The following is a 20583-nucleotide window of genomic DNA, read 5'->3' on the forward strand; positions in this document are numbered from 1 at the left end:
GTGAGGCCCGTCGTGGGTAGCGCGGCCACCTTCGACGCGTCGCAACTGGCGCCCACGCTGCTCAAGCTGGGCATCGCGATCGGCATTCTGCGCGCGGTCCAGGGCCAGGCCAACAGCTACGAGCTCAATCCGGACTGGTTCCAGAACCCCATGAATCTGACCGGGGACAATCTGTCGACCAACGGCGCGACGATCGCCGAACTGTTCGCCGAGCTGCTCGGCGAAGTGTCGGCCAGCGCGCTCGGCTTGCCGGCCCAGGACCTGGGCAGCATGGGCGTGTGGAATCCGATCCCGTATCCGGGCAGCCTGACGGCGACTGGTTTTTACCTCGTCAATTACGCCGTCAATCCGGACCTCGTCAACAGCGACCAGGTATTTGGCATCGGCGTGCTGCACCAGTGGGATTTCGCGGCCCAGGGCGTGGCCGACGGCGTCAGCGACATCGAGGTCAGCGCCTGGGGCTTGCTGCCGGTCTTGAAAATCGGGCAGGGCGGCATGCACATGGTGCTGGGGAACAGCGACTTCCCGCTCAACATGGGCGTGCAGTTCGCCGCCGCAGGTGGGCAAAATATCATCAACAGCAACGGCCTGTCGTTCAACGGCGTCAAGTTCAGCGCCCAGCTCGACCTGGGTGCGCCATCGGTCGACCTGTCGGTGGTGGTGATGCAACTGCAATTGCCGACCGAACTGGTCCCGGCCGACCGCAACCTGAGCCAGATCGCCCAGATCACGCCGCAGGAATGGCTGAGCACGGTGTCGACCCTGTTCGTCTCGGCCTTGCAGCAAGTGCTGAGCCAGGACAATCGCGCCAGCAACCTGTTGCCGATCCTGGGCCTGTCGCCCATCGTCCCCGATTCGGCGGTACGCCTGCCGCTGCTGCGCTGGGACACGCTGCTGTCGCAAGCGAAGGCGGGCGCCTCGCTGGGCGCGCCCTTCGTCGCCTGGTTCAACAGCCTGCTGGCTGACGAGGCCGCATTCCCGGCCTGGATGGGCGCGATCGGCGCCTTGCTCGGCGTGGCCGCGCCCGAGGTGGCCGGCGACGGCAGCGTGGCCGCGCCGTTCATGGTGCCGCTGCTGAGCGAGCCGGCCTACGGCGCGCTGGCGCTGACCATGGTCACCCAGGTCGACGCCCTCGGCACCCGCTACCTGCTGCCGGGCCTCAATTTCCGCGGCACGGGCCAGCAACTGGGCACGGCCCCGGCGCACATCCTGATCCAGGCCCAGCTCGACCTGGCCCAGTTTTCGCTGGCCACCACCGGCCAGCTTGGCGTGAGCACCAGTTTCCTCAACCTCAATGTCGGCATCGCGCTGGCCAGCACCGACGCCGGCAAGCCGCTGTTCGCCGGCAGCGTGGGCGGCGAACAGTACAGCTTTGGCAGCCTGAGCGGCGGAGTTTCGGTCTTGCAAAGCAGTACCGCGGCGATGAAGGTGGTGCCCGCGTTCCAGCTGGTCGATGTATCGACGCCAAATGGGCAATACGCGCAGATCGACCTGACCCAGCCGGGCACCCTGGTCGAGCAGGCGATCACGGAGTTGTACACCCTGGTCGACGCTGCCCTGCAGGGCGTGTTCGGCCTGGCCGGCGGCTCCTCCTATGGGCGCCAGGCCGCCATCCTTCTCGGCGTGATCGCGCCGGACCTGGAGGCGGGTGTGAGCTGGCCGGCCACGCTGGCGCCGCCGTTCAGCGCCGCGCAAATGGTCACCTCGTTCCAGAACCCGGTGGCCGCGTTCAGCACGTATTACAGCGCGCTGCTGCAAGACGGCACCCTGGTCGACGGGCAATTGCCCGTGTACTGGCTGCTGCAGGCGGCTGGCGCCTTGTTCGACCAGACCGGCGTCACGACCAGCGTGAGCGGCAAGGGCCAGGCGGACGACCCGTGGCTGTTTACGCTCACGGAGGCCAGCCTGCCGGCATCCCTGCTGGCGTATGTGGAAAGCCAGGCCGGCGGCGCCAACCGCCTTACCTTGGGTCTGCAACTGAGCCCGGACATCAGTTACGCCAGCCTGCAAACGCTGGACATCGGCATCGACGTGTACGCGTTGAGCATGCAGTTCGGTAACGGCGCGCCGGTGCAGGCGTGCATATTTCCGGGCATCGCCGCGCACATCGCGCTGCCGCAAACCCTCGTCACACCGGCCGTCGCCGGCGCCGCCGTCAGCGTCGACGGCGCCTCCTTCAGCGGCAGCTGGTCGCCCTACGACAGTTGGCACTGGAACGTCGCCGTCGGCCAGCCGGCCATCATCGTCGACGGCACCTCGATGCCGGTCGGGCAGGACATGGTGTTCTCGGACGCTGATTCGCTCGATGAACTCGTCACGAAGCAGGGACAGACCTTCGCGCCCATCGTCACCGCCCTGTCCGGCGTGGCCGTGTACCGCACCAGCAACCGTCCCGGCCTCGCGCTCAACGCCTTGCTCGGTCTGCTGCCGAACCTGGGCGCCTTCGTGCCCGCCGGCCTGAGCTGGCCGGCCACGATGCCGGTGATGAAGCCGGACGGCTTCACCGACCCGGTCGGCGACGTCAAGCGCCAGATCTCGGCGCTGCTGGCGCAGGCGGACTACACGGAAGCGGCCATGTCCTTGCTGGGCTGGGCCGTCAGCGACGGTGCGCCAATCCCGGCGGTGTCGGGCAGCGGCAGCTACGCCGCGCCGTTCGCGGTGGCGGTCGACCTGCCGGGCGACCTGGACCTGGCCGTGTGGACGTCGGCCCTTGGCCAGACCCTCGGCCTGGGCTTGCAGCGCAGCTTCAGCTTCAGCGCCCTCGGTATCGACACCAGCACCGACCTGCTGCTGCGCTTCGTCGAAGTGCCCCTGACGGGCGCCGCGCCGCAGAGCAACTACCTGCCAGGCTTGCGCCTGCAGACCCTGCTCACGCCGCAAACGCCCGTCGTGGTGCCGAGCACCGACGGCACCGTCAAGACGCTCGTGTCGATGCGGCTCGGGATCGACATGGCGCTCGACCAGGGCAGCCTCGTGCTGCAGCCGCAGGTGCTGCTGACCATGCATAGCGGCGACGACACGCTGGTCTACGACCTGGACCAGTTGACGCACGAGAGCAGCGAATGGGTGGCCGTGTTTTACGGCCTGCTGAACGTGGGCGTGGGCCAGTTCGTCACGCCATTGCTGGGCAACGCCGCCATCGGCAACGCCTACCAGGTGCTGGGCCTGATGAACCTGGTCGTCCCGCTGTCCAGGGCCGATGCACTGGCCGGCGTCGATTCGGCCGGCTGGACCGCGATGCTGGCCGATCCGCTCAATTACTTCATCGAACGCGGCATCGCCCTGTTCCAGGATGCCGACAGCCGGGCCCAGGCGGTGGCGCTGCTCGAATCCATCATCGGCATCACGCTGCCGGCGCTGCCGCTGCCGATGCTGCAACTGTTGCACGCGTTGCAGCTGGTGCAGGACCAGGACAGCGGCTTCGCCCCCTGCCTGTACGACTGGGTGGCGCTGGCCGCCAATCCGGCGGCGCAGCTGGAAAGCCGTTTTACCGCCCTGATGGACGACCCGGCGCGCGTGGCCCAGCTGAGCGCCGAACTGTGCTCGCAGATCGAACCGGTGATCGTGGGGCCGGTGCAATTGTCGGTGTCGGAAGGCGCGCTGATCCAGGTCAGCCTGCTGGCCGACGCGCTGCCGATGTGGGGCAACTTCCTGCAGATCAGCGGGGCAATGGGGTTCGACCTGCGCAGCAGCGAATTGAGCGCCGAACTGGGCCTGTATTGCGCGCAAGTGCAGCTCGAAGTGCGCTCCAAGCTGGCCGTCACGGTCGCCGCGGCGCCTAAGGCCGCGTTCGCGGTCGAACTGTGCTGGGGCGACGGCACCCAGCCAATGCCGCTGCCGCTGACCCTGTATCCCTTCGATGCCGCGCTGTTCCTCGAGCAAACCATCGCGCTGGCGCCCAATTTCGCGCTCTCGACCTTTTTCGGGCAAGTGGTCGACGCCCAGCTGCTCAACGCCTACCCGGTCGCGCGCACCGCCATGTCGGCGCTCGGGCTGGCATTCCAGGACAGCGCCACCGGCCTGTGGTTCACCAAGTCGCCGCTCGGCCTGTTCGGCGATCCGCTCGGCTGGCTGCTGGGCGACGCCGTGCTCGGCGCCAATGGCCAGCTCAACATCGCCGCCCTGGCGCGCGTGTTCTCCACCATCACGGTCGCCTCGCAGGCCTCCAGCGGCGTCGGCATCAAGCCGATCACGGGCGGCCTGTGCATTTTCGGTTTGCCGTACAGCCAGCAAATCGAGCTGGTGGCTGACGTTGCCGCGCAGACATTCATCATCACGCCCGGCCTCGCAGCCGGCAAGACGCTGGCGCTGGCCGACGGCGTCGAGTTGCGGACGCTGGCGTTTTCGCTGTCGCTGGGGCCGAACTTCCAGCCCGGCCTGGCCGGCAAGGTCTCGCTCAGCGGCAAGGTCGCGGGCGACACCACGCTGGTGCTCCAGGCCGCCTACGACAAGGTATTCCACCTGTCGGCCAGGCAGCTCGAGAGCGGGCAGAATTTCCAGATACTGCCGTTCCCCGGATGGCAAACGCTGGTGGTCGAGGCCGCGCAGCAAGCCGCGCAAGCCTTGCTCAAGCAACTGACCACCGTGCTGCTGGACGAACTGGCCGCCGGCGGCGCGGCCGCCTTCGTGGCCAGCCTGCGCAGCGCCTCGGACGAATTGCAGGTGCCGCAGCTGGTCCAGCAGCTGATCGCGGTCAGCGAGGAGGGCGCGGACGCGGTCGGCAGCGCGGCGCTCGCGTGGCTGTCCGCACGCCTGTCGAGCGCCAACGCGCCGGCCACCGTGCAAGCCGTGGCTGGCCTGCTCAAGCCGTATTTCGCCAGCATCGAGACCGATGCCGGCCTGTTGCGCTACAAGCCATCGGCCAGCCTGCCGGTCACCCTGGTGACGGGGGTGCAAACCCTGTCGGACATCTTGCAGGTCGGCCTGTGGGTCGAACTGAACCTGCCCACCGGCGACAGCATCGTGCTCGAGATCGCGCCCACCGGCATCGGCATTCCCGTGCTGGCCGACGGCACCCCGGTCAGCCCGGTCAAGCCGCAGCTGAACTTCCAGCTGGCCATCCTGGCGCCGCTGCAGGACGGCTGCGGACCGAAACTGTCGATGCAGTTCGACATGCTCAGCAGCAAGTTCCTGCTCGGCGTCGACCCGGCTGGCACGGCGCTGGCCGCCAGCAGCTACTACCGCGAATTGCTGCCGACCTTCTTCGGTCAACCCGATACGACCCAATGGAGCCAGGATGTCGTTGAGTGGCTCGAATCGATCCTGCTCAACATCGTGCCGCGCTACCTGTCGATCCTGGTGCTGAACCAGGCCGCCGTCAGCAAGTGGATGGAGCAACCGCTGTTCTCGTCGGACAAGGGGCCGAGCGCCGCCACCATTTTGCTGGCCTCGCAATTGATGATCCAGGAAGACAAGCTGTACATGCTCAACAGCCTGTCCGCGCTGGAAAGCCTGACCATCGAGCAATTCCTGGCCCGTTTCCTGCGCGCCATGTTGGCCCAGCAGTTCCAGCTGGTCAGCATCGGCAAGACCGGCGGCATCTGGCTCGGTCCGCGCAGCGACGGCAGCGACTATTTCGGCCTGCGCGTGATGGTGCCCGGCCTGGAACTGGCCGCCGTGCCCTACGTGACCTTGCAGCTGGGCGACGAAGACACCGAATGGATCGCCAAGGCCGGCGGCGACCCCGACCTGAAGGGCGGCGTCTCGCTGTACGTGCCGATCAGCACGGATTCGCCGGAATTCAGGAAATTGCTGCTTGAACTGGTCAACATCGGCATGGATTTCCATGGCAAGGAAGGCCAGAACCTGGTCCAGATGAGCCGCTTCAGCCTGGGCGCGGTCGCGCCGCGCGGCCTGATCACCTTCGACTTCGCCAAACCCAGCCAGGTCACGTCGTTTGGCGGGGGCGTGATGCTCAGCGATATAGGCATTTCGCTCGCGCCCAACGTGGCCGTGCCGGGCGGCAAGGCCAATCCGGTGGCGGAAAACCTGCTCGGCTCCGGCAGCGATGCCTCGCCGCAGTCGGCCAACCCGGTCGCCAATCCCGGTTTCTCGGTGCGCACCTCCTATGTCAACGATTTGTACGTCGAGCTGTTCAGCGGCGACGGCAGTGAGGGCACCCAGGTGTGGTTCCCGGTGCAGCGCAGCTTCGGCCCCCTGTACGCCAGCCAGATCGGGGTCGGCTGGGAGCAGGACAAGTATCTGCTCGACATGCTGTTCGACGGCAACGTCACCATGGCGGGCCTGTTCATCGGCCTCGATTCGCTGTCCGTCGGCGTGCCTGTCAAGACCCCGCTCGACCCGAGCGCCTACAGCATGGACCTGGCCGGCATCGACATCCAGTTCAGCGGCGGTGGCGTGGAAATCGCCGGCGGCTTCCTCAAGCAGGACAACCCGCTCAGCTACGACGGCTACGCCACCGTCAAGGCCGGCTCCTTCGGCTTGCTGGCGCTCGGCTCGTACGCGCTGGTGCCGCTCGACCCGGCCAAGCCGGACGGCCCGACGGCCGCCTCGCTGTTCATCTTTGTCAACCTGAACATCCCGCTCGGGCCCACCCCGGCCTTCTTCATCAACGGCCTGGCCGCCGGTTTCGGCTACAACCGCAACCTGCGCATCCCGGACGTGGGCGACATCGCCGAATTCCCGCTGGTGCAAGGCGCCATCGACAGCAGCGTGTTCGGCTCGGGCGCGACGCCGGATTCGGCCCTGAGCGTGCTCTCCAAGGTGGTCTATCCTGAAATCGGGCAATACTGGGCCGCAGGCGGCATCCAGTTCACCAGCTTCCAGATGCTCAACTCGTTCGCGCTGCTGATCGTCAAGTTCGGGCGCGAGTTCTCGATCGACCTGATCGGCATCAGCTCGGCCTCGTTCCCGCCCAAGGCCAAGCCGGCCAATGCGCTGGCCTACGTGGAACTGGGCTTGCTGGTCTCGTTCCGTCCCAGCGACGGCGTGGTGTCGGTGCGCGCGCAACTGACGCCGAACTCCTTCGTGCTGTCCAAGGATTGCCAGTTGACGGGCGGCTTCGCGGCCATCGTCTGGTATGACGGCCTTTACGCGGGCGACTTCGTCATCACCCTGGGCGGCTACAACCCGGCCTTCAGCGTGCCCGAGAACTATCCGGTCGTGCCGCGCCTGGGCTTCAACTGGCCGATGGCCATGCCGATCGGTTCGCTCAACATCAACGGCGGCGCCTATTTCGCGCTGACCCCGTCTGCCATCATGGCTGGCGGCTACCTGAAAGTGTTGTTCGAAAGCGGCCCGCTGCGCGCCTGGTTCGCCGCCGGCGTCGATTTCCTGATCCAGTGGCAACCGTTCTATTTCAAGCTCGAGGCCTACATCACCGTCGGCGCCGGATTCGAGACCGAGGTGGCCGGCGTCAAGCTGTCGCTGACGGCCCAGATCGGCGCACGCCTGGTCCTGTGGGGCCCGCCGATCGCCGGCGAGGTCGGGGTCGACTGGTACGTGATTTCGTTTACGATCCCGTTCGGCGACAGCAAGCAGGCCCAGCCCGGCACCAATCCGCTCGACTGGGACGCCTTCCAGCTCAGCTTCCTGCCCGCGCTGAGCATCGACACGGCGCCGGCGGGCGCCAGAACAGCCCCGGCCGCGCTGATGGCGCTGGCGCAGCAGGCGCCGACCCCGGCGCTGACCCAGGCCTACGCCGTGCTCAAGCCGCAAGTGACGCGCGGCCTGATCGGCGACTACCCGGATGTCGGCTGGGTGATCCAGAGTCCGTTCGCGCTCACCGTCGGCACCGTCGTTCCGGCGACCACCTTGCGCTTCGCCGGCGCCGCCGCCAGCTTCAGCGGTCCGGCCATCGGCATCCAGCCGATGGCGCAAGTCACCGTGACGACGCCGTTGACCTTGACCGTGCTGGGCTGGTCCGTCAAGGACCAGGCCTGGGAAGCGATCGGCCTGGATGCGCGCCTGATCGACGTGGGCATGCAGCAAAGCAGCTCGCCCGATGCGCTGTGGTCGAAGAACTCCTTCGATCCGAATGGCATCCCGCAGGCGAAGTCGATTCCCGGCACCATCCTGGGCGCCACCCTGCAGGCCTCCCAGGTGTTGCTGTATGCGCCGGTCGGTCCGATGGACATGGCCACGCTGGCCTTCGTCACGTTGGGTCCGCTGCCGCTGCCATTCGCCTGGACGCCGAACTACCCGGCCCAGGCGGAGCCGCTCCAAACCGACCGCGCCGAGGTGATCGCTTCGACCATCATGGATCCGCTGGTCGTGCTGCTGCGCAACGACATCCTGGCCGCGCTGCGCCTGTTTGGCCAGCCGGCGCTGGAGGCGCCCAATCTGTCGGTGCTGCAACACAACGTCGGCAACATTTTCCAGTCGCCGCCCAGCATCGCGCCGCTCGGCATGGACCTCGCGCCGGTGATCACTGCCTCGACCACGATGGCGCAGGCGGCGCCGCGGGTCGCCGCGGAAGCGCCCGCCGCCGTGAACGCCAGCCGGGTGATTGGCCACAGCCGACGCTACCGGGCCGGCGCCACCCGGCACGCGCTGGGCAAGGGCGACACCGCCTTGCCACTGATGCGCTACCGCAGCCGCGCCAAATGGGTGGCCGGCCTCGGCCAGTTCGCTGCCAAGGTGGCCGGCAAGCTGCACCTGACCCTGGCGCCGGGCGCGACCAGCATCGTGCGCCTCGGCGACGACGCCGCGCGCAGCGTGGAGCTGCGCGGCAACCTGGCGCTGCGCCTGCTCGCCTTCAACCGCTACGAGGAGCCGCTGCAGCTGCGCCTCGCCGATCCGGCGTGCGGCGCATACCACGCGCTGCCAGCCGCCACCAGCGAGCTGGTGGTGATTGCCGGCGACGCCAGCCCGGACGGCGTTGCCGGCTGGTACCACGACAGCGACTGGACGCGCCTGAACCATTATTACTTCCAGGCCGACGGCTGTCTGCTGCGCCCGGAAGCGGCGCCGGTGCTGAAAAAACCGCAGCGCGGCCAGATACTGGCCAGCGACGTCCTCAAGGGCAACCAGGTGCGCCAGGCCGACGGCAGCCTGGGGCAGGGCTGGCTCGAAACTCTGTTCTTCGAGCACGTGTCGACGGTGGCGGTGCTGGTCGGCGGCTCGGTCCGGCCACGCGTGCAGGCGCGCTGGACCGACGATCCCGCCAACCCGGCGTATGCAGGGGAGGACGACCTCGATCCGCAATTCGTGCTCGAGGCCGGCGCGCTGCAGGTGTATGTGTACCAGGTGCCCGATTGCCTCGACGGCAAGCTCGGCCTGGCGCTGCTGGTGCACGGGCGCGACACCGCCTGTTACCGCTCGCCGGCGTCGGCCAGCGTGCAGGGCGTGTTCGGCTTTTGCGCCGACGCGGCGACCCTGAAATCGGGCGGCTTGAACGGCCTCATGCAGTGCGCCGCGGGGGCGCCGGCCGATACCGCGCCGCCGTCTTGCCAACTTCAAATAGCATAAGGACAAGTCCATGAACGATATCGCCATCGCCGACGAGGATGTGCCGCTCGCAGCGGGACAGATCCGCTTCTATTGCGCCGCCGAGCCCCCGCTCCAGGCAGGCTCCTACTGGTTGCAGGCGCAGCAGACGGTCGACGGGTTCAAGGCCGATGTGAAGGGCAACAGCTTCGGCGTGCAAACCCCGTTCCTGGTGAGCGGCCCGCGCTTCCAGCTGCCGTCCCAGGACTTGCAGCTGGTCTATCCGCCGGCCAATATGGTTGGTAACTACGAGGAATCGCTGCCGCACGTGGTGTTGCGCACCCGCACCTTGCCGTGGGTCAGGTCGATCGACGGCAACACCAACAACGCGGGCGACAACGACGGCACCACGCCGCCCTGGATCGGCCTGCTGACGCTGTATCCGGACGAGCTCAAAGGCGCCACCCCGCAGGTGATCATGGTGGCGCAGCTGATCGACCCGGGCGACCCGTCCATCCTGGGGCCGACCCTGATCGACGCGGACACCCTCAGTGCCGATGAACTGGCCTCGCAACTGCTGGCCATCGACCTCGACCTGGCCGCCTTCCTCGCGCTCGCGCCGTCGCTGGCCGAACTGCCGCTGCTGGCCCACGTACGCGAAGTCAACACGGACCAGAAAGAGGTGCTGGGCATGGTCGAGGACGGCTGGTTTTCGGTCGCCGTCGGCAACCGGCTGCCCAGGAGCGGCTGCGACAACAGCTGTTTCCTGGTCTCGCTCGAAGGCCAGCAGGCGCATCTGCACGGCGGCCCCGCCATCGCGGCCCAATACAAGACGATCCGCCTGGTTTGCCTGGCAACCTGGAAGTTCACCGCCGCCGGCCCGCGCGGTAGCTTCCTCGACTACATGCAGAACCTGTGCGGGCAGGGCGGGGTCGACCTGATGCAGCCGACCCACCGACCATTCCCCGCCGACTTGAGCGGAGCCGAGAAAACGGCCGTGGAGGCACTCCAGATCGGCTACATTCCCCTGCAAAACGTGACCCGCAGCGGCGAAGTGACGACGTCCTGGTACCGCGGCCCCCTGTCGCCGGTGCCCACCAAGGCCGACCCGCTGGGCCCGTATTTCTTCAGCGACCGCGCGATCCGCTACGACCCGGCCAACGGCTTGTTCAACATGTCTTACGCCAGCGCCTGGCAAATAGGCCAGTTGCTCGGCTTGTCTGACGCGGCCTTCGCCAGTTCGCTGTTCCAGTGGCGCATCAACAGTTACCAGGCGGCCCTGTCGGCCGTCGCCTCGGACCACCTGCACGGCCTGGCCGACCAGTTCCAGCAGCCGCGCGCCGGCGTCACGCCGGTACTGCTGGCGGTGCTCTCGAGGGTGGCCGGGCAGGCCGTCTCGATTGCCCCGCTCAAGGCGCACGAGCGGCGCGACGAGGACCTGTTGCCCGGCGTGGTGCCGGACTGGGAGGAGCGCATCGCCGCCGGCGAGGACGCGCTGCACCTGTTGCACCAGCACGTGCGCAAGCCAAACTAAACGAGGAAGTTCACATGACCACAAGCAGCCATAGCGGCGCGACCGAGTTGCTCAAGATGTACCAGCAGGCGCTGGCCAGGACCGATGGCGACAAGGAAAATGGCCTGCTCGACATTCCCGACGACATCGTCGCCTGGCTGGCCGAGCTGTGCCTGCTGTACGGCGTGCCCTTCGAATACCTGGTGCCGGACGCGGCCATGCTGCCGCCTGAATCGATCCGCTTCTTTTACATGGACCAGAACTGGACCGATTGCGCCGTCAACGGCGCCGTCAATATCGCGCTCGGCTCGTCGCAGGATTACGCGCAAGTGCTGCGTACCTTCGAGCGCCTGGCCCAGCAGGCCGCGCTCGCCGTCGGCAACGTGCGCCCCAAGCTGCGCCGCAAGGCCCTCGCGCCCACGCTGCAGGTGGGCGGCACGGTGACCGGCGTGCTGCTGCGCTCGGCCGCCGTCACGGGCTGGCCGGGTATGGAGGTGAACGCCTTCTTCGACGTCCTGGGCACCAGGCCGGTTCCCCTGCTGCGCCTGGACCGGCTGTCCGACAACGTGCTGCTGGCCCTGTTCAACGGCGTGCCGCAGCTGGTCAACTTCTCGGAACCGCCGGAAGGCTTGCATTTCGGCGTCATCGGCGTGCCGGCCGAGCCGGGCGCATACCAGATCGCCCTGCGCGGCCTGGGCGGCGCCTTCCCGGCCGGCAAGCAGATCAACGATAGCCACGGCGATGCCTGCACCTCGCCGATCACGTTTCGCGACGGCGACCGCGCCAGCGGCGTGCTCGACATCGTCAAATGCAAGGACGCCATGGTGGACAAGCTGGTCGGCCTGGGCGCCTGGCAGGCCGGCGCTGCGTTTACTTCCTCGCAATTCGCGGTCGAGATGGTCAAGGGGGCGGGCTTGCAGCAATTCGAACCCGCGACTGGAAAAATTTGCAACGGAAATCTGGTGAAAGCATGAGCACGCCTATCGTCAATCCAACCTGGGCCGGACCGGTCCTGCTGACCCCGATCTACCTCGACGCGCTGATGGTGGGCGCTCCGAACCAGACGGGCGACTGGGCCGCCGTCGCGGTGCAGTACGACCAGCTCGGCCTGCGCCTCGGGCAGCCGCAGCCGAGCGCGTTTGAAATTGCGTCGAACCCGCCCGCGCTCGGCATCCACCTGATCTGGACCGTGCCCAGCGCGCTGCGCCATGGCCAGGTGGACGTGCTCGGCGGCGTCAGCTTCCCCTCGCTGCCGAACCGCTGGATCGTCACACGCAGCTTCATCGCCCAGCCCGGCGACGTGCCGCAACTGACGGCCTGGGTGCTCGAGAGCGATTACCTCGGCCCCGCGCCCGAAGGCACCCACGTGTTTCCCGATCCCGACGGCGGCAGCACCTTGCGCTACATCGGCCGGCGCTTCGACCTGAGCGCCTGGGACGGCACCACCTCGACCTACGGCAAGGCCTTCCTGCAGGCGATGGGGCCGGGCGACCCGACCTATGTCGCGGTGTACGACAACATGACCAACGTGCTTGCCTTCCACGACGACATGGCGGGCGCGGCCGCCGGCGTGTACAGCTACAGCAGCTGCGGCTGGTATGCCACGCCGGACGACGATCCGCTCTACGGCAAGACGGTCGACATGCCGTCCGGCTTCACCACCGAAGAGCAGTGGCGGGCCATCATGGACACCATGCAGTGGACCGTCGGCAATGACGCCGACCTGGCCGACGCCGAGCTGGACTGGCAGGCCTGGCTGGGGGCCAACCCGGTCAGCGGCGGCCCGCCCCTGACCGCCGCCCAGAATCAGTGGCCGGCGCAGAACCTGTGCCACGGCTTCGTGTATGGCTTGCAATGGAAGGGGAGCGACGAGTTTTACCCGATCAACAAGATCCTGGACGGCACCAATCCGCCCACGGTGGCGATCGGCGCCAACGCCGAGGAGGCGCTGTCGGCCTGGCTGGCCAAGGAAGTCGGCAGCGTCGAGGCCGAGGCTTTGCTGCTCGCGTTCCAGCAGGACATGGTGTACGACTACGTCGACAACCGCAGCGTGTTCCTGGTCCAGTCGCAGGCGGCGCGTTTCGCCACCCAGGGCGGCGGCAAGCAATGGGTCGTTTTCCAGGACGGGCAAACCTCGTCGCCGACCGACATCCCGACGGGCGCCTATTCGGTGCCGCTCGATCCGGCCGCAACCGCGGCCTTGATCAAGCTCAACAGCGACCAGTACCGGCTCGACGCCGACACCGCCTTGCTGGCCACCTTGAAGTGGCAGTTGTACGCGGCTTACTGGAAACTGGAAAACTATCCGCGCACCAATCCAGGCTACGGCGCCAAGGCGCAGGCGCAGATCGATGCCTTGAGCCCGCAGGTCGGCACGCTGCAAGACCAGATCGCTGCGCTCACGCTGACCCTGGAGCAGGACAGGGCGGCGCTGCAGACCCTGGTCGCGCCGCTGAACCTGACGATGAACACGATCAACCAGCCGCGCTTCAACTACCGCCAGGATCCGGTGATTCTGCTCGCTGGCGCCAGCCAGGACACCAAGTTCGGCGCCCTGGGTTCCAGCGCCGGCGACGGCCAGCTGTTCACCCGCTTCACCGGCCAGACCATTTACGCGATCGACGTCGTCTACACACCGGTGCCGTTTGACGTGACGCTGGCGGTGGGCGATTTCCCGGCTATTCTGTGGCCGGCCGGCGTCATGATCCCGAAGGAAATGCATGACTATTGGTTCGAGACCTTCCTGCTCGACACCAACAACGCCCAATTGATCGCCGCGCGCGCCTTCGAAAAGGCGAACATCGTCCCGAGCGCGGCCCAGCTGGCCGACCTGAGCGCGCAAATCGCGCGCCAGCAAACGCTGGCCTGGAACGGGCCGGCCGCCGAGGTGGTCGACGTGCGCACGATCGCCGGGACCGCCGGCCTGTATGGCGTGCCGCCGGCCAAGCTGTCGGTTGCCGCCTGGACCCCGCCGTGGGCGCCGATTTACCTCGACTGGGAAATCGAATGGCATCCGAGCGCCGCCACCCCGCAAGCGATGCTGGCGGACTGGCAGCTCGACGAACTCGATTTCGAATGGAACGGCACCACCGTGACCGCCGCCGCCGCCACCTACACCGGGCGCAGCATCCTGAACGGGCAAAGCGCGCTCGGCCTGCAGGACAAGCTCAACGACTTCCTCAACAGCGATCCGAACACGGCGCTGTTGCCGCAATACCAGATCGACGAATTGCGCGACATGGCCGCCACCATCGGCCAGTTCGACGTGCTGGCCCAATCGATGTCCGGCATCATCCAGCAACTGATCATGCAACAGCTGAAAATGAGCAAGCTCAGCTCCGTCCAGAAGACCGAGATCGCCGAACTGCTCGCCGACGTGGCCAGCTACCTGCCCGATGCGGGCGCCGACCTGTTCTTTCCTATCCACGCCGGCCATTTCCGCATCCCCAAGCTGCAAGTGGTCGATGCCTACGGCCAGATCCTGCGCGGCTCGCAACTGAGCGACAACCTCGAACCGATCCGCAGCGCCAGCCTGGTGACCTTGGGCGAGGGCAACAGCAAATACATGCAGCTGACGCCGCGCGTGACGCAGCCGCTGCGGCTGGACTTCCGCATGGTGAAGGCGGACGATGACAGCGTGCGCAGCAATTCGTCGGACCTCACCAGCGCCATCTGCGGCTGGGTGATCCCGAACCATATCGACCATAGCCTGGTGGTGTTCGACCCGGCCGGCAACAACCTGGGCGAGGTGATGCTCATCGACTACGGCAACGACGCCGTCGATGTCGGCTCCGGCTTGCGCTGGGACGCCGTCCCCGGCAGCAATGCGGTGCTGGGCAGCCCGCCCGAATTCGGCCCAGCTTTGCGGCACCTGAACGATTTCGTCGACGGCATCCTGCTGCGCGGCTCCGAGGGATGTCCGGCCCTGCAGGAGTTGCTCGACGTGATAGATTCGAGCCTGTGGAAAGTCGACCCCCTGGGCCAGCCGATCCAGGGCAACCTGGCGATCCTGCTGGGCCGCCCGATCGCGATGGTGCGCGCCCTCGTCACGCTCGGCGTGAGCGGCTCGGACGCCAACGACCAGTCATGGGCCGACACCGGCATGAACGTCACCGGGGACTTCACGTCGGTGGCGCTGCCGCTGCGCATCGGCGACATCGGCTTGAGCAACAACGGCGTGATGGGTTACTTCCTCGACGACGACTACAGTTGCTTTTATCCCTACTACGGCTATGACGACCGGCTCGCCATTCCGCGCCGGGTGATGGCCGACCGCACCCTGGCGCCGCGCGACAAACTCGCGCGCATGGCCAGCGACCTGGCCGCCAGCGGCGCCCCCGGCGCGCCCGGCCCGAACTCCTACCTGGTGGGCGACCCCGGCTTCACCACCGTGGCCGACGGCGTGACCACCCACAGCGTGACGATGCTGGTCGACCCGCGTGGCTGGATGCCGGCCATCTCCGGCTACCTGCCGGTGCAATGGCTGTCGTTGCCGGCCGGTCCGGTTAACAGCGCGCTCAACAATATGTCCACGACCTTCCGCACCGGTCCGGTATTGCTTGAAACGCCGCAGATCCAGTTGCCGCTGCCGGCCAGCGTGAAAGGCGTATGGACCTGGGTCGAGCGCTCCGGCGTGACCACCTGGAGCGAGAGCGACGCGCTCACCAGCGCCGGCGCCGTGGCGGCGCTGCCGGCCACGCGGCCGATCCTGAGCGAAGGCTGGCTCAAGCTGAGCGGCGCCCTGGGCGGCGACCAGCCTTGATTTTTCACTTACCCCGATAGAAGAAAGATGCGATGAGCGCGACAGTCCTCACTTATGTACTCTCCCCGGCCACGGCCGTGGCCAACAGCCGCGTCAATTTCACCCTCGTGGCCAGCAACGGCGGCGCCAAGCCCTTGCAGCTGACGCCGAACGATGAAATCTACATCTGCCTGCCGGTGGGCAGCGGCGCCACCGACTTGACGGCGGACTTGAGCACGGTCAACACCGGGGCGCCTGCCAGCTGGCGCTGCAGCAAGAACGCCTCGGCCGCCCCGTACAATTTCCTGATTTCGCCGAGCCAGAACGTCACGCTCGCCGCGGGCGCCTTCCTGGCCTTTGAATTCAATGCGGTGGTCATCAATCTGGAGCAGGGCAACGTATCCGTGCTGCTCGATGAGTTCATCGGTGCCGGCCAGGCCAAGACCAGCTTCCCGGTATCAAAAAGCGTGGCCGTGCTCAGCATCGTGGCGCAGGCGGTCCCGCAGATTGTCGGCCTGGGCCAGAGTACGACCCTGAAATGGACGGCGGCCAAGGCCGCCTACGTGACGATTTCGCCGCTGCCGAACCAGTACAAGACCATCGACCAGCTGGTCACGACGCCGTCGAAGGACGTGGCCCCCGGCGCGGTGCAGGTCGCCTACACTTTCTACGCGTGGACGCCTTCGCAGGAATTCGCGCGCGACATCGTGGTGGTGACGATCAGCGTGCCGGTGGTCGAGAGTTTCGAACCCAGAAACAGTCCGGCCATCAACTATTTCGATACCGTCACCTTGAGCTGGAATGTCGACTACGCCCAAACGGTGCAACTGACCACGGACACGGGCGTGGTACAGGTGGGCAGTTCCGGCAGCATGCCCGTGCAGCCCTACAACAGGTTGCAAGGCAATTCGGCCACCTACACGTTGCGCGCGACCGGGCTTGGCCAGCCGGTGCTGGCGCAGATCGACATCCCGTTCAAGCCGGTGACGGTCGATTACTTCCGCTATCCAGCCTTCGGCGTGACCAACACCTACCAGGTCGGCGTGAGCAACGGCGTTTGGCAGGTTGACCAGTTCACCGGCTATTTCCGGCTCACGGCCAGCGGCGCCTACGGGCCTGTGGTTCAATACCTGGGCGATTATCCTTCGCTGCAGGTGCAGGTGTTCCTCGCCAGCGCCTATAGCGTGGCCGCCGGCACGGCGGTGACGCTGCAATGGCAAACCAGCCTGGCGCTGTCGGCCAATCTTGGCGCGAACGGCGTGAGCCGCGCCATCGCCAGCGACCAGGTGGCCAAGGGCAGCGTCGTCGTCAACCCGGCCGTCACGACCGACTATGTGCTCAGCGTCAGCGACGCCAACGGCAACGTCGTGACCAGTTCCCTCAGTGTCGTCGTCAGCCCGTCGTAATCAATCAACCCTGCCAAATGGAGCAATCTTATGCGAGAATCTGAACGTGTCATTTACGAAGCCATCCGCAAGGTCAAACCCTCGCTGATCGAAACCGAGCTCACCCCCGCGACCCGCTTCGACAAGTTCGACATTGCGTCGCTGGAAATGGCGATGATCGTGTTCGAGATCAACGACGCCTTCGACATCGAGATCGAACTCTACACCTTGATGACCCTGGACACCATCGAGGACGCCTGCGTCCACGTCGACCAGGAGCGCCGCAAGAACGGAGCGGTCGGGACGGTGGTCGCCGATGCATGAGCTGAGCGACGAGCAAAGGGTGGTCATCACCGGCATGGGCTGCGTGTCGGCGAGCGGGATCGGGGTGGCGCCGTTCTGGGATGCGCTGATCCATGCCAAATCGGCGATCCGTCCCGTCACCCGGACCCAGGTGGGGCATACGATCACGGCGCCGGCCGCCGTAGTCGAAGGCTTCCAGTTGCAGCAGCACATACGCACCAGCCAGCAACCGCTGCTCGACCCGTTCTCGCAGTACGCGCTGGTGGCGGCCCAGGAGGCGATCGCCGATGCCGGCTGGAACCGCGAGCAGGTTCCGGGCGACCAGGTGGCCGTGATCCTGGGTACCACCAGCGGCGGCGAGGCCTCGCGCGAGGCCGAGGCGATCCGCCTGTTCCACCTCGGCAAAAAGAGCTGCAATCCTGCGCTGGTGGTGCGCACCAACCATCAGGCGTCGGTCAGCTGCATCTCGATGGAATTCGGCTTCACGGGCCCGGCCTTCGTGGTCCATAGCGGCTGCGCCTCGGGCACGCACGCGATCGCGCAGGCCTTTTTGATGCTGCGCCACGGCCACGCCGGCTACGCCATCAGTGGCGGCAGCGAGGCCAGCGTCATCTATTCGACCCTGCTCGCCTTTCAGGCCATGGGCGTGCTGGCCAGCGACACCTGCCGCCCGTTTTCGAGTGGCCGCAGCGGCCTGGCGCTGGGCGAGGGCGCCGGCGTGGTGGCGCTCGAAACGCTGGCCTCGGCGCGCGCACGCGGCGCCGTCGTGTACGCCGAACTGGCGGGCGTCGGCATCACCTCGGACGCGGGCGACCCGGTCAACCCGCTCGCGCAGGGCTCGGCCGCGGCCATGAACAAGGCGATGCGCTCGGCCGGCCTGCGCCCCGATCAGATCGGCTACATCAACGCCCACGGCAGCGGCACCGAATCGAACGACCTGGTTGAAAGCGCGGCGATCCGCAGCGTGTTCGGCGCGCGCGACGCGGTGGCCGTGTCGTCGACCAAGGCGGTGCACGGGCACGCGCTGGGCGCGACCGGCGGCTTCGAGTTGATCGCCGCCACCCTCGCGCTCAAGCACGGCCTGATCCCGCCGACCGCCAATTTCCTCGAACGCGATCCGCTGTGCGACATCGACATGGTGCCCAATGAACTGCGCGAAAAGCGGATCGATGCCGCCTTGTCCAATTCCTTCGGCCTGGGCGGCATGAATTCGGTGCTCGCCATCAAGCGTTGCCCGGCATGACGGGCTCGCACATGGCCGCCCAACGGCGCGTGGTGGTCACGGGAATGGGCGTGGTCTCGGCCGCCGGCAACGACCTGGCCAGTTATTGGGACAGTTTGCGCAACGGGCGCAGCGGCGTGGCCGCGCTCAGCCGCGAGGGCGAGCAGTGGTGCGCGACGGCGCAGGAACCTGTACGCCTGATCGGCGCCCAGGTCAGCCTGCCGGCCGCGCGCACGGTGGCGGCCAATATATCGCCCGAAAGCATCGACGATTTCGCGCGCTTCGCCCTGCACGCGGCCGAACAGGCGATGCGCCAGGCCGGCTTCGACTACCTGATGGAGAACAGGGAAGAGGTCGGCGTGGTGCTGGGCACGGCGATGGGTGGCGAGGATGCGCGCAACCTGGCCGGCTTCCGGGTGTATGTCAAGCGGCGTCCGCCGGCGCCACAAACCCTGATCCGCGCCATGGCCAACGCCGGCGCGAGCACCGTCTCGATGGCCTTCGGCCTGCAAGGGCCGAGCCACTCGGTGGTGAGCGCCTGCGCCTCGGCCACGCACGCCATCGGACAGGCTTACCAGATGATACGGGCCGGCCTGGCCGACGTGATGCTGGCCGGCGGCAGCGAACAGTTGCCGTCGTACAGCCTGTACAGCGCGTGGCGCCAGATGCGCGTGCTTTCGCCGGACGCCTGCCGGCCCTTCGGGGCCGACCGCAACGGCATGGTGCTGGGCGAGGGCGCCGGCGTGCTGGTGCTCGAAACGCTGGCCTCGGCGCGCGCGCGTGGCGCCACCATCCTTGGCGAAATCTGCGGCTTTGCGATGAACGCCTCGGCCGCCGACTGGACCCGTCCCGACAGCGCAAGCATGGCGCGCTGCATCGCGCGGGCCGTCAAGAGTGCCGGACTCGACGTCGAGCAGGTCGGCTTCGTGATCGCGCACGGCACCGGCACCTTGCTCAACGACGCGGCCGAGAGCGAGGCCATCCACGCAGTGTTCGGCCGCCACGGCGCCAGCGTGCCTGTCTCGGGCGGCAAGGCGATCCACGGGCACGCTTTGGGCGCCACCGGCGCGCTGGAATGCATCAGTGCGCTGCTGGCGCTCGAGCACGGGGTGGTTCCGCCGATCGGCGCGCCGCACATTCCCGACCCCGCCAGCAGGCTCAACATTGTCCATGGGACGGCCATCGGGCATGGCAAGCGCCATGCACTGTGCAATTCGTTCGCCTTTGGCGGACTCAACGGCGTGCTGGCAGTCGGGCGCCACGACGGGGAACCATGATGCTGCTGAAAAAACTCTACTTCATCGCCAGGAAGCGCCTGCTCAACTACAAGATCGTCAGCGTGTTCAACCCCATCTTCAACCGGGTGATCGGGGGCGACAAGCGGCCGCTGTACTTCGACATCGACGAGACCTGTCCCGCCTTGCGCCTGTTCGAGCAGAACTATGACGCGATCCGGGCCGAGCTTGACGCCGTGCTGCCGCACCAGCACGAAATGCCGCGCTACCACGACATCGATATCGACCTGTTGTATGCCTCGGGCCGCTACAACCGCGAGAAGCGCTGGAACGTGTTCATGCTGTACTGCTACGGCGAGAAGCCGGAATTCAACCGCAAGCAGTGCCCGAAGACCTGCGAACTGCTCGACGCGATTCCGCACCTGTGCCAGGGATTCTTCTCGATCCTCGATCCCGGCAAGTCGATCCCGCGCCACACCAGCCCCTCGCGCTACTACCTGCGCTACCACCTCGGCCTGAAAGTGCCGAAGCACAATCCGCCGTCGCTGCTGCTGCACGACACCAAGTACACCTGGAAGGAAGGCGAGGCAGTGCTGTTCGACGACAGCTGGGACCATGAAATCATCAACGACGCCCAGGAAGTGCGGGTCGTGCTGATTGTGGACGTGCTGCGCCCGATGCCGCAGCCGGCGCACATGCTGGGCCGCCTGATCATGCTGATGGCGCGCCGCGTCTACGCCATCGGCACCCACCGGCGTGCCAGCAACTACACCTGGAAAACAGATTAAGGAGTCCCC

At 67.0% G+C, this 20583-nt stretch carries 9 protein-coding genes; all 9 read left to right on the plus strand.

Going from position 1 to position 20583, the window contains the following annotated elements; all coding sequences use genetic code 11:
- Positions 1–12 precede the first annotated feature (12 nt).
- From FG13_RS03985 to FG13_RS04025, 9 genes are read left to right on the plus strand one after another with little or no spacing between them, the layout of a single operon-like run.
- Complete coding sequence (locus FG13_RS03985) at positions 13–9429, plus strand: DUF6603 domain-containing protein (protein WP_152598667.1); 9417 nt, start codon at positions 13–15, stop codon at positions 9427–9429.
- A gap of 10 nt (positions 9430–9439) precedes the next feature.
- Positions 9440–10921: a hypothetical protein gene (locus FG13_RS03990; protein WP_035818565.1), complete on the plus strand. Its 1482-nt coding sequence runs from the start codon at positions 9440–9442 to the stop codon at positions 10919–10921.
- 14 nt (positions 10922–10935) lie between these two features.
- Complete coding sequence (locus FG13_RS28740) at positions 10936–11874, plus strand: hypothetical protein (protein WP_051958484.1); 939 nt, start codon at positions 10936–10938, stop codon at positions 11872–11874.
- Positions 11871–15662: a hypothetical protein gene (locus tag FG13_RS04000; protein WP_035818569.1), complete on the plus strand. Its 3792-nt coding sequence runs from the start codon at positions 11871–11873 to the stop codon at positions 15660–15662. The genes FG13_RS28740 and FG13_RS04000 overlap by 4 nt, the downstream gene beginning before the upstream one ends.
- Positions 15663–15694: 32 nt before the next feature.
- Positions 15695–17047: a hypothetical protein gene (locus FG13_RS04005; protein WP_035818571.1), complete on the plus strand. Its 1353-nt coding sequence runs from the start codon at positions 15695–15697 to the stop codon at positions 17045–17047.
- Positions 17048–17077: 30 nt separating this feature from the next.
- Positions 17078–17350, plus strand: coding sequence for a phosphopantetheine-binding protein (locus tag FG13_RS04010; protein ID WP_035818574.1), 273 nt, complete (start codon positions 17078–17080; stop codon positions 17348–17350).
- On the plus strand, positions 17343–18572 hold the full coding sequence (locus tag FG13_RS04015; RefSeq protein ID WP_035818577.1) for a beta-ketoacyl-[acyl-carrier-protein] synthase family protein: 1230 nt from the start codon (positions 17343–17345) through the stop codon (positions 18570–18572). Before FG13_RS04010 ends, FG13_RS04015 begins: the two co-directional genes overlap by 8 nt.
- Positions 18569–19828 carry a beta-ketoacyl-[acyl-carrier-protein] synthase family protein gene (locus FG13_RS04020; RefSeq protein WP_051958486.1) on the plus strand — a complete coding sequence of 420 codons (1260 nt, stop codon included), beginning with the start codon at positions 18569–18571 and terminating at the stop codon, positions 19826–19828. Before FG13_RS04015 ends, FG13_RS04020 begins: the two co-directional genes overlap by 4 nt.
- Positions 19825–20574 carry an aspartyl/asparaginyl beta-hydroxylase domain-containing protein gene (locus tag FG13_RS04025; protein WP_152598668.1) on the plus strand — a complete coding sequence of 250 codons (750 nt, stop codon included), beginning with the start codon at positions 19825–19827 and terminating at the stop codon, positions 20572–20574. Before FG13_RS04020 ends, FG13_RS04025 begins: the two co-directional genes overlap by 4 nt.
- Positions 20575–20583: the final 9 nt, after the last annotated feature.

Origin of the sequence: Janthinobacterium sp. RA13 (assembly GCF_000745325.1) — a bacterium.
Taxonomy (GTDB): domain Bacteria; phylum Pseudomonadota; class Gammaproteobacteria; order Burkholderiales; family Burkholderiaceae_D; genus Janthinobacterium; species Janthinobacterium rivuli.